The sequence below is a fragment of the Sphingomonas sandaracina genome (assembly GCF_036663695.1).
GTDB lineage: Bacteria > Pseudomonadota > Alphaproteobacteria > Sphingomonadales > Sphingomonadaceae > Sphingomonas.
Map to the genome: position 1 here is coordinate 652,689 of NZ_JAXOJK010000002.1, position 11,552 is coordinate 664,240.

Consider the following 11,552-nt stretch of genomic DNA (forward strand, 5'->3'; position numbering starts at 1 on the left):
GTCAGGATGACGGAGCTAGCTTACAGGGTTGCGCCGATCGCGCGGGCGGCGGTGTCGGGGTCTTCGGCCTGCGTGATCGGGCGGCCGATCACGAGGATCGAGGCGCCCGAGTCGAGCGCTTGGCGCGGCGTGACGACGCGCTTCTGGTCGCCGATCTGGCCGTCCGGCAAGCGGACCCCGGGCACCACGAAGAACCCCTTCGGCCAGATCGCCTTCGCCGCTGCGACCTCGGCACCTGAGCAGACGATACCGTCGACCCCCGCCTCGCGCGCCAGTTCGGTCAGGCGTGTAACCTGGTCATGGGCATTGCCGACAACGCCGGTGGCGGCGAGATCCGACGCGTCGAGGCTGGTGAGCATCGTCACCGCGATCACCTTCGTGCCGATCGGGGCGGCTGCCTTGGCGTCTTCGAGCATCGCCCGACCGCCGCTTGCATGCACGGTGAGGATCGCGGGTTCCAGCACGCCAAGCGCCTGCACCGCCTTGGCGACGGTGTTGGGAATGTCGTGGAGCTTCAGGTCGAGGAAGATCGGCAGGCCCAGTTCCGCCATCGCATGCACCCCGGACTGGCCGTGCGCGGAGAAGAATTCGAGCCCCAGTTTGATGCCGCCGACATGATGACGAACGCGCGATGCGATCGCCTTGGCGCGGGCGAGATCGGGCGTGTCGAGCGCGACGTAGATGCGGTTGCTCATCAGGCGACGCCCGGCGGGACGGTGGTAGGCGCTGCCGAGTGCGCCGCCATGGGGGCGACCGGATCGATCGTCGATGCGACCGGGACCGATGTGACGGGATCGGGCCGCGGCGTGCGCAACTCGAACAACTCGCGCTCGCACGTCGCAAGGCGTTGCCGCAGCCGCCAGCGGATCGCGTGGTTGTAGAGCATCGTCGGCACGAACCCGAGCAAGAAGGTGACGAACAGCAGCAGCGGCAGGTTCACGTCGGCGATCAGGCCTCCCCAAAGCTGGATCTGCACGGCATTCCAGTTCGAAATCGTGAAGACTGCGGCGATGAACGCCAACAGGCACCAGAACAGGATTTTCAGGAACTGCATGCGGCCACCTCTATCGCGTCCCTCGGCGCCGAAGCGGCGATGGGTGTCCTAGAGCTACCGCCAAGCTGCCGGTTTGGCCAGTCTTGTACAGAACGAGCGTAGTTCTAACCGATTTCGGTCCGGATCTGCGCGATCAGTGGGAGGATCGCGGTCAGCCGTGGCTCCTCCTCGTCGAGGATCGCCAGAAACGCGGCGCGCTTGATCGCGGCGACCCGTCCCGCCTTCATCCGTACCGTCTTCGGCAGTGTGGAAACGGTGATGTCGATCATCCGCTCCGCACCGTGCAGACGGCCCCAGAGATAATCGTTCTCGCGGTACGCACGGCTGAAGAACGCGCCGAACGTGCCGAACTGGATGCCCTTCAAGGTCGCGTCGGCGCCGCCCGAGCGTATCGCGGTGGCGTCGTCCGGGGCGACGCGGTCGACCTTGATCGGATCGAACTCGTCGAGCCCTTCGCCCTGCAACAGCGGCAGGGTGGCGGTGTCGAAATACGGGAAACCGAGATAGGCGAGCAACATCGCGCGCCGCGCCGGCTTGGCGAGTTGAGAGAAGGCCGCGGCGAGGCGCTGATCGGTCTCCGCATCGAGCCGTGCGAGGTCGAAGGTCCGGCCGAGCGTCGCCAGCACATCCGTCGCATCGCCGCGCATCGCCCGGACCGCGTCATGCTGTCCCGCGTGCATCTCGCCGCGCATCCGATCGAGATATGGCGACAGCGATTCGTAGATCGCGTCGCGCATCGGTGCGAGTTCCGGCTCGTCGGCCTGCGTTTCGACGTCGGACAAACGGCGCGCCATCAGCCGCAACCGACGGATGCGAAAGCCGATATCGAACGTGCGCAGGAACGCGATCGACGCCGCGCTGGCACCGCCGGGGTAGTTCGAGCCGAGCTGATCCGCGCCGGTCGCCACGACGCTGGCGACGATCGCCGACCGGATCTGGGCGAGGCGGCGCGGACGATGATGACGGCCCGCGTGGAACAGCAGGCTGGCCATCGTCTCGATCACCGCGCTGCGTTTGACGTGCCCATAGGCGACGAAGCCGTATCCCGCCTTGGACGCGGCGGCCTTTTGCGCGCGCCGTCGCCACGCGACCAGACGGGGGGCGGTCGGCCGGCCGAGGAACAGCGTATGGCCGAACAGCGATTCGACATCGGCCTCGACATCGGGACGGATCGCCGTGACGATACCGCGCATCCGGTCGATCCGTGCGGAGCGTTCGGCGATCGCCTCCAAATTGTCGCGGATCGGCTGCTGGCGTGGGATATCGCTGATCGCGGCGATGATCGTCTGGAAGAAGCCGGGCGTGCCTTCGCCGCGATTGAGCCGCAGCTTGATACCGGGCGACGGGTCTATGTAGATGAAGCGCCGGTCGATCTGGCGCCGCGCCGGCCGTTCCTTGAGTGCATCCAGCGCCGGACGGAACGGTGCGTTGGCCAGTACCGACCCGTCGATCAACACCGCCGTCTCCGCAGCTTTCGCAGCGGCGTGTCGCGGCAGCACGCGCGCGAGAAAGGCGCCACGCCCTGGCCATGCGATCTTGCGGGTCTTCAGCACGTCGTCGAGTTCGGCGACGGTGAACGGCGGAAACGCACCGGGAAAGCTCGATGTCGCGCGGGCGGCGAAGGCGAGTTCCGCGCGCGGGGCGAGCGTATCGGTCGCGCTGCCGCTGTCGGTGAAGCCGACCACCAGCCGGTGCTCGGTCTCGACCACCTCGGCCGGCGAATTGAGCTGCAACCGTTCGGGATGGCCCGAGAAATCGGTCACCGTCACGAACAGGTCGAGCGGCTGACCGGGCGGCAACAGGCGGGGACCGAGCGTGCTTGCCGCCATCGCATCGAACGCGTCGAGCAGCAGGTTGGTGAAGGTCTTCCCCCCGAACGGCGGCTCGAACCAGCGCGAGCGGATGAAATGCGACAGCTTCGTCCGCACCTCCTCACGCGTCGGTTCGTCGAGTTCCTCGACCTTGTCGGTGCTGCGGCCCGCCGCCATCCACGCGAGCGGCATCGCCCAGACCTTCGACAGGCGCGACTTCGGCGCGGCTTCGGTGTCGATCAGCGCCTCGACATCGGCGGAGGTCATCCAGAGGTCGGTCAGCGGATCCAGGCTCTGGCCGGTGGCGATCGCCTGGGCGAGGAAGATGCCGTTGATCCCGCCCGCACTCGCGCCGGCGATGATGTCGGCGAGCACGCGGACGCGGATCGAGGCATGCTCCTCGATTTCCTCGAGCAGCGCGTGATAGACGCCCTGGCTACCGCCGACCGGCGTTTCGCCATCGTGGAAGGCGCGGCTCGCGCAGACCAGCCGCCAGATCTCCTTGGTAATGCCGTGCATGTAGACCGCCAGGCTGATCCCGCCGTAGCAGACGAGCGCCAGTCGCAGTTCCTTCTCGCGCATCCTACATCCCGTCCTGCATCATCGTCCGCATCGCGCTTATGTCGGCTGCAGAATAGCCCAGATCGGCAGATGATCCGATGCCTTCCGCGCCGCCGGGCTCGCATGCACGCCGCATTCGACGACGTTCAAGTCACGCGAGACCATGATGCGGTCGAGCCGTGCGACCGCCCGGCGGGAATGAAAGCTCGCACCCGTCTCGGCAAATGCATAGTCGCGGCCGAAATCGCGCAGGCACCCGGCACCTGCGCTCCATTCGTTGAGATCGCCCATCATCACGGTCGGATGGCGGTGCGCGCAATCGTCGACGTGATTGATGATCGCCGCCGCCTGCTTGCGTCGCCAGAGTCCCGACAGATCGAGGTGCATGCCAAGCACGCGTATCGTCGTACCGGCGAGTTCGACCTCGGCCATCACCGCGCCGCGCGGTTCGAGCGCCGGCAGGTGCAACGGTTCGCTCGCCACGACCCGCGCCGATTTGCGGACGAGGATGACGTTGCCGTGCCAGCCCATGCTGAGCGCGCGCAGGCCGAAATCGACCGGCTTCCAGTCGCTATGTTCTTCGAGAAGATGGTGCGGGAGGACGCAGGCCTTGGCACCGAACCGCCGATCCGCCTCCTGCAGCGCGATCACGTCGGCATCGATTTCGCGCAATACCTCGACCACGCGTTCGGGATTGCGCCGACGGTCGAGCCCGATGCCCTTGTGGATATTGTAGCTGGCGACCTTGATCATGCGTGGGGGGATAACGCCGCGTTCGCGAAATGGGTTGCGACGGTGTGCCCGCGAAACGATGAACGGATCGGTGGCGTGGTGGATCGCTCGTGGTCGATCGGGTGGTCCGACTCGGGGATCGACCCGCGTCGGACCTGGCATTCAGCTCTGGGCGACTTCGCTCGCGTCGAATTCGGCGAACGCGGCCTTCACCTTTGCGGCCTTGTCATCGTCCGCGATGTCGACCGAAACGACGATCTTGTCTTCAAGCGCCGCGTCGTTGCGCGACTCCGGCGATGGGTCCTTGCCTTCGGTATCGGATCCCGCCGTCTCGCTGCCCGCGCTGTTGGCGGCGCCGTCGGTGGTGATGAAGATGTCGGAGCGCTCGATGTGCTGCTCCTGGACGAGCCGCTCGACGGTCATTTCGGCTTCGCGGCGGGTGTCGAACTTGGCTTTGAGTGATGTGGGCATGGTAACTCCTCGGGTTATGCGGGAATGTGATCGGCAGGTGTTGCGGGATGATCGACGCTCGCCGCGACGAAATGATCCAGGAAATTCGTCAGCTCGATCCGCCGACTTGCCTCGTGTGCGAACTCGCGATCGACACCGAGCGCCCACAACACCGATCGGCGACCGGGATCGTTGTGCAGCGCGTCCAGCTGTGCGGCGCGGTGTTCGACGTCTGCGTGGGTGTCCGCGAGACCCGCCTCGATCAGGTCGGAGGACTGGCGGCGCAGCGCGATCGCGATCTCGCCGGGCGCCAGTTCGGGGTGATATTGCACGCCCCAGAAAATGCCGCCGTCGTGGTGGATCTCAGCGGCCTGGATGGTCGTGACGGCGTTGCTCGCGAGCAGGATGGCATCGTCGGGGAGGGTCTCCACCTCGTCACCGTGAATGGCGGGCGCATCCCAACTGGGGGCTCGGCCGGCGAGCAACGGGTGGTCGCGGCCTGCGTCGGTCGGTGTGATCCGACGGGCGAGGCCAGCCTCGAGCTTGCCTGGCATCTTGCGCACCGTTCCGCCTGCCGCAGCGACCGCGAGTTGCAGGCCGGCGCACGATCCGAATGACGGCGTACCCGACGCGAAGACGTTGCGCATGAAGGTGAGCTGGCGGCGGACTTCGGGGGTGTCGTCGTACACGTGGAGCGGCGATCCGGTCACGAATACCGCGTCGAACGCCGCGATCTCCGCGCTGTCGTAGATCTGCGCGTCGTCGTCGGCGGGGGCAACGATCGTGATCTTCGCGTCGGGACGGAGCTGTTCGAGCGTGGCGGCGTAGCTTTCCCCCGCACTCTTGCCGGTATACTTGCGCCGGGCGTCACGCTCGTCGGCAGTTTCGCTCTCGGCGACGAGAAAGTGCGGCACCCTGCGTCCTTCGTCCACTATCGATCAGAGAGCATCCAACGCATGGCCCGGCGTTTGGTCCGCGCTCCCGTGAACAAATATGGATCGCGCTATTTCTGCGATGCGACGGCGGGGGGGCGAGGGGACAGCCAGCCGCTATCGGCGAGCCAGTCGTTCAGCCGGTCGGGCCAGTGCAGGATCGAGATGCGGTCGGACTCGTCGAGATTGAACGCGTGATCGCTGTCCGCGTACATGTGCAGCTCGGCCGAGACGCCAGCCTTGCGCAATTGTTCGTACAGCGCGACCGGTGGTGCGGCACAACAGGCGTCGCGACTGCCGGCGATCAGGAAGGCGGGGGGCGCGGTCGCGATCGCCTTTGCCGGAATCCCGCGCGGTCCGGGGAAAACCAGGACCTGGAAATCGGGGCGCGCGGACTCGCGGTCGATCGCGTCGACCACGGGCCGGGCGGGCGGCTCGGGATTGTCGGCGATCAGCGACACCAGTTCGCCGCCGGCCGAAAAGCCCATCGCGCCGACGCGGTGCGGATCGATCCCGTAGTCGGCGGCGTGGGCACGGACCCAGCGCACGGCGCGCCGCGCATCGTCGGCAGCGTCACCCTCGACCGAATAATGCGAGCCTGGTTCGTTCGCCAACCGGTATTTCAGGACGAACGCGGTGACGCCCATGCGGTTCAGGGCGGTGGCGACTTTGGTACCCTCGGTGGTCCACACCAAGAGCTTGTGGCCGCCGCCGGGGATGACGACGATCGCGGTTCCGTTGCGGTGCGCGGGCGCGGCGGGGAAGGCGATCAGCGAGGGAGCGTGGATGTTGCGCACCCAATAGTCGCGGCCGACCTCGGCCTCGTTCCGGCTGCCAGCCGATCCGGGTGCGCCGTCCGGCCAGAGGGGGATAGATTTGTAGGTCGGGGCCGGCACCGGCGCAGGGTCCTGCGCCGCCGCCGGTATCGTCATGACGAGCGCCGAGACGGCCCAGACCCAGCGTATCACTTGGCTTCGGCCGCGGCAGCCATCGCCGCGCGGGCGGCGAGGATATAGGCCGAGGTGGTGCCGACGGTGTATTCGTTCTCGAACCACAGGAACGGCCAGTCGGTCTTCAACTCGGGAAAGTCGGGTTTGACGATCAGCACGCCCGGCACCATCCCGCCTGGAATGAAGCTGTAGTCGGCGCGGTTGTGACCGTAACCGATCAGTTTCGATTCGGTGCCGACGGTCGATACCAGCGACAGGTTGTTGGCGGGGTGTCGTCCGAGCACATAGTCGAGCGCATCGAGCGTGTAGCCGGTGCCGATCAGCTCCGGGAACGCCTTGTGCATCAGGTACATCGAGGTGCCGAAGCTGACGACCTGATTCGATCCGGCCCAGGAACCGTCGCTGATGGGGACCCCGAACGGGTTGCGCCCCTTGTCGCCATCGGCCTTCGCCTTGAACTGCTGGACTAGCGGCACGAGTTGCGCGCGATAGTCCGCATCCATGAACGGGATCGCCCGCACCGCTACACCGCCGACCCAGGCGAAATTCTGGCGGATCACGGGCAGCAACTGGCGCAAGCGATCGGCATAGACGCGGTCGCCCTTCCTGGTGATCAGCAGTTCGATCGTGGCCGCGACGTTCGCCGCCTCGGCCGAGCGCGGCGATGAGGAATCGTCGCGTCCGTCGCCCGATTTCGCGATACCGCCCTGCTGCTTCGACCACATCGCCTTTGCCGCGGTCAGCGCCTCCTTCGCCATCGCCGGATCGCTCGACGCCAGCGCGCGGGACGACGCGGCGAGGGCGGCGGCGACCAGCAGGTTGTTCGCGGGCAGATCGGTGGTGAACGCCCAGCGATCGTCCTGCGCGCCCGACGTGCCGCCCTTGCGCTCGGTCGGCTTCAACGCGGGATCGTACCGCAGGCCATCGGTCTGCGATCCCCCATCGCCGAGATGCGCGTATTGGCGCAGCGCGGGGTCGACGATGCCGACGATTGCGTGGCCGAACACCTTGTACTGCGCGAGCAGCTGGAGCGTGCCGTGGCGGATCTGCTGGACCGCGTCCTCGACGCCGTCGGGCTTGCGGATTTCTACCGCTCGCGCGCGCTCGTCGACGCTGGTCTCGTCCCAGTCGAGCCCGAACAACTCGCGCGCCCATACCAGATCGCGCACCACCGAGGCGTTCTCGGGGGTCTGGATGTCGTAGTCGCCGGCGTCCTGGAAACCGCCGACCGCGAGGCCCGGGATATGCTCGCCCGCCTTGAACGGCGAATCGAGGTTCGCACCCATCTTGTAGCCGTCGAAATGGGTAATGTTCGGCGGCGCCTGGCGCGCATCGTCGAGATGCGACGGCGCCGACCAGACGCGATACTGTTCCTTGATCCCGGCATGATCCATCTGCTCGGCGATGAAGGTGTCGAGCGAGGTCTGCCAGATGCGGTCGTACGCGTCCGCGGCGATCCGGAACGGGTTGGTCGTCTTTCCGGCATAGGAAATCGCGTAGATGCCCGGTTCGCGGACGGTCGAGAAATCGAACGCCGCATAGTCGTAGCGGGTCCAACGCCCGCGCGACTGCGTCCGGCCTCGCAGCACCGTCTTCTGGCCGCCATCGGCGGTGAGCCTGACGAGTGCGGCGTCGGCCGGTGCCTTGAAGTTCGGATCGAGTTCGATCAGCGCGACCTTGGCCCGGTTGGGCGTATAGCCCGCCTGATTGAACGACACGACCGGCGGCCGGACCCAGTTCTTCACGACGTTGGGCCGGACATGCCAGACGACGGCGTTTTCCTTCGCGCCGGCGGCGATCATCGACCGCACGACGAACCAGCCGTTCTGCGCACGATTACGCGCGTCGTAGAGCGACAGCGGCCCTTGATCCGAGGTGATCGTCACGCGCGTCAGCGGATCCTCGGGCGAGAGCGTTATCGACTTTCCGCCGCTCGCCATCGGCAGCGGATCGCCCGAGCCGTCCTTCGCCATCGGTCCGGTCGGATGGCGCGGAAACAGGCCCGGCGCGGTATCCATCAGATAGGTCTTGCCGAAATAGGCGGTCGGCAGGAAATCGAGGTTGAAGCCGGCCTTGCCCACGAGATTTGCCGGCAGTGGCTGGTCGAGATCGACCGCGATCCGGAAGCCGTCGCCCTCGGGCGTGACCTTTACCGCATAGGCCAGGTTCACGTCCTTGTAGGTGGAGCGCACGACGATCTGGTTGGGCTCGCTACCCTTGGCACGGCTGACGAAGGCGGGCACCCGCGCCCATTGTTCGGGGGTGGGATCGAGCCGGACGGCGCCGTCGGTCGCAAGACGATTGCCGTGCAGGACGATCTGAATCCCGGCGTTCTTCTCGTCGAAGAAGATCGGGCTGAACTGGTTCTGGTCGATGATCACCGAGAGCCCCTGCGCCTCCAGCGTCCCGGCGGGGGTGGCGGTGAGCGACTGGGCGCAGGCGGCCCCGGTAACGACGCACGCACCGACGGATGCGAGCAAAGCGATGAAAGCCGATTTCGGCACGAGCCTCTCCCTGATTTCGTTAGTCGTCCTGTCCGGCGGCGCGCTTCTATCGAACGCTGACGGTGCCGCCGGGTCGTCGTATTGCGGTTATTTGGCCGCCTTCAGCAGGCCGTGCATCGCCATCCAGCGGGTGAATTCGTCGAACCAGCCGGTGCTGGTCGTCGGTTTCGGGTACATGCCGAAGCCGTGGCCGCCCTGTTCGAACAGGTGAAATTCGACCGGGCGCTTGGCCGCGCGCCAGTTTTCGATCAGTCCGAACCCGGCATTGGCGAAGAACGGATCGTCCGCCGCGAGCGCGACGAACAGCGGCGGGGCGTCCGCCGGCACGGTCATCGCCGCCAGCGGGCCGTAGATGTTGCCGATGAACGCGGGCTTCGCATCGCCGCCAGCCACCGTCGTCGCCATCGTCAGCATCGCGCCGGCGGAGAAACCGACCATGCCGATGTGCGTCGGATCGACGTGCCATTCGCCGGCGCGCTTGCGGACCAGGGCAAACGCGGCGCGCGCGTCGGCGATCTGCGGCGCGAGTCCCGCCATCATCGCATCGGGCTTGGGCCGGGGCGCACGGGCGACCGTGGAGAACATCGCCGACATCGATTTCTCGAATGCCGGCATATCCTGCGGCGTCGGATTGAGCCGGTATTTGAGCACGAACGCGGCGACGCCCTTCGCGGCCAGCGCGCGTGCCACGTCATAGCCTTCGTTTTCCATCGAGAGCGTCCTGAAACCGCCGCCCGGCGCGACGATCACCGCGGTGCCGGTCGCCTTCGACGGATCGGGCAGGAACGGGGTCAGCGTGGCGATCGTGACGTTGCGCGCGAACACGCTGCCATATTGGCTGTGCCAGGCCTCGGGTGCGGTGGCGCCGGGCAGCTTGCCGGTGCCGAGGACGATCGCGTCGGTCTGCGCCGGGATCGCGATCGGTGTCATCTGGTCGGACTGTGCCTGGACCGGCGTCGCGAGGATCATGGCCGCAGCCAGACCGAGGTGCGACAGTCGAAGTCCCGCAAGGCGAAGCCCCGCGCGCGGCGCCTTGTTGCTCATCACGTGCGTCATGATCGCTCTCCCATGTGTTTTATCGTTATTGTCCGACATGTTAAAGAGAGCGCTACCATCATGCAATTCAAAGTTTTGCTACGGTAGGAGGACAGTATTCGGGCTTAATGCCGGGGTTTACGTAGCGATGACGTATTCTGGAAATGTCGACGCTCGCGACCCGCGCCGTCGTAGCATGCAAATGTCGGCGCCATTTGTCCTACTGGTCAGGGCTCGTATGACCGGAGTGCGATCGCTCTGCGGACTGCTGGCCTCAAACACCGCAAGCGGGCGAACTAGGCCCCCCGGCGGGCCATCACCTGTAGATAGGTGTCCAGCACCACCTGATTGATGGTGTCCCACAGATAGCCGGCAGCCTTGTCGTGGCCGGCCCAGCCCATCGTCTCGCGCAGGCCCGGTTCGGTGACGATCCGGCCGATCGCCGTGGCATAGCCGGCGATGTCGGTCGGCGGCACGAGAAAGCCGGTGACGCCGTCGTCGACCAGACCGACCGCGCCCGATGCGCGCGCCGCGACGACCGGCACGCCCGAGGCCATCGCCTCCAGCGTGACGTTGCCGAACGTTTCGGTGACGCTGGGGTTGAAGAAGACGTCCATCGACGCGACCGCGCGTCCGAGATCGTCGCCCGACTGGAACCCGGCAAAGACCGCAGCGGGGACGCGCTCGCCGAACCAGTTGCGGGCTGGACCTTCGCCGATCACCAGCACCTTGTGCGGTACGCCCTGCATTTCCAGCGCGCGGATGACGTCGGCAAAGACGTCCAGCCCCTTTTCCTTGACCAGTCGCCCGAGGAAACCGATCGCGACGTCGCGGTCGGCGATCCCGTGCGCGCGCCGCCAAGCCAGATCGCGGCGCGTCGGCGTGAAGCGATCATGGTTCACGCCGCGCGACCAGATCGCGGTCGGCGTCGTCACGCCCCAGTCTCGGACGATCTCGGCCATGCCGCGGCCGGGCACCAGGACCGCGTCGACGCGGTTGTAGAAGCGGGTCAGGATCTTGACCATGACGGGCTCGAAGAACGCCATCTTGTAATAGCGGAAATACGTCTCGAACCGCGTGTGCAGCGATGCGACCGTGGCGATGCCGTGGCGCCGGCCGTAGGTGATCGCGCGGTGGCCGAGGAAATCGGGCGCCGATACGTGGATCAGGTTCGGCGCGAACGCATCGAGATCGCGCCGGATCGCGGCCGGCAACCCGCGCGCCATCTTGTATTCGCCGCGTCCTGCCGGCAGCGGCAGCGATGGGACCGCGACCAGATCGCCGGTCGGCGGGAAGGCGGGCTTCGCGTTGGTCGGTGAATAGACGCGTACTTTTGCGCCCTGCGACAGCAAATAGCCGACGAGCAGATTCAGCGCCTGGTTGGCGCCGTCGCGAACGTAATTATAGTTGCCGCTGAACACGGCGATGCGCAGATCGGTGGCATGCATCATCGCGCGGATAACGCCGTGGATCGGCAAGCGCCACTAAATCCGCAACATAGCATCGTTGCCGGGCATTGATGT

General features: G+C 66.5%; 10 protein-coding genes. All 10 read right to left on the reverse strand.

The window, feature by feature from the left end:
* Nucleotides 1-20: 20 nt before the first annotated feature.
* Entirely contained in the window at nucleotides 21-695 is a 675-nt protein-coding gene (gene pyrF / locus U1707_RS08360) for an orotidine-5'-phosphate decarboxylase (RefSeq protein WP_332799608.1), read from the reverse strand.
* Nucleotides 695-1,054, reverse strand: coding sequence for a hypothetical protein (locus U1707_RS08365; RefSeq protein ID WP_332799609.1), 360 nt, complete (start codon nucleotides 1,052-1,054; stop codon nucleotides 695-697). Before U1707_RS08365 ends, pyrF begins: the two co-directional genes overlap by 1 nt.
* Before the next feature lie 104 nt (nucleotides 1,055-1,158).
* Nucleotides 1,159-3,447, reverse strand: a complete 2,289-nt coding sequence (locus U1707_RS08370) for a patatin-like protein (protein ID WP_332799610.1) — start codon at nucleotides 3,445-3,447, stop codon at nucleotides 1,159-1,161.
* A gap of 36 nt (nucleotides 3,448-3,483) precedes the next feature.
* Nucleotides 3,484-4,179 (reverse strand): endonuclease/exonuclease/phosphatase family protein, encoded by a 696-nt coding sequence (locus U1707_RS08375; RefSeq protein ID WP_332799611.1) that lies wholly within the window; start codon nucleotides 4,177-4,179, stop codon nucleotides 3,484-3,486.
* Nucleotides 4,180-4,320: 141 nt separating this feature from the next.
* Nucleotides 4,321-4,629: a hypothetical protein gene (locus tag U1707_RS08380; protein ID WP_332799612.1), complete on the reverse strand. Its 309-nt coding sequence runs from the start codon at nucleotides 4,627-4,629 to the stop codon at nucleotides 4,321-4,323.
* 14 nt (nucleotides 4,630-4,643) lie between these two features.
* Nucleotides 4,644-5,522, reverse strand: coding sequence for a type 1 glutamine amidotransferase (locus U1707_RS08385; protein ID WP_332799613.1), 879 nt, complete (start codon nucleotides 5,520-5,522; stop codon nucleotides 4,644-4,646).
* 89 nt (nucleotides 5,523-5,611) lie between these two features.
* On the reverse strand, nucleotides 5,612-6,508 hold the full coding sequence (locus tag U1707_RS08390) for an alpha/beta hydrolase (protein WP_332799614.1): 897 nt from the start codon (nucleotides 6,506-6,508) through the stop codon (nucleotides 5,612-5,614).
* Complete coding sequence (locus U1707_RS08395; RefSeq protein WP_332799615.1) at nucleotides 6,505-8,994, reverse strand: glycoside hydrolase family 9 protein; 2,490 nt, start codon at nucleotides 8,992-8,994, stop codon at nucleotides 6,505-6,507. Before U1707_RS08395 ends, U1707_RS08390 begins: the two co-directional genes overlap by 4 nt.
* Nucleotides 8,995-9,081: 87 nt before the next feature.
* A complete protein-coding gene (locus U1707_RS08400) occupies nucleotides 9,082-10,050 on the reverse strand; it encodes an alpha/beta hydrolase (protein WP_443025668.1) in 969 nt (322 codons plus the stop codon).
* Nucleotides 10,051-10,325: 275 nt separating this feature from the next.
* Complete coding sequence (locus U1707_RS08405; protein ID WP_332799800.1) at nucleotides 10,326-11,477, reverse strand: glycosyltransferase family 4 protein; 1,152 nt, start codon at nucleotides 11,475-11,477, stop codon at nucleotides 10,326-10,328.
* Between the last annotated feature and the right edge of the window lie 75 nt (nucleotides 11,478-11,552).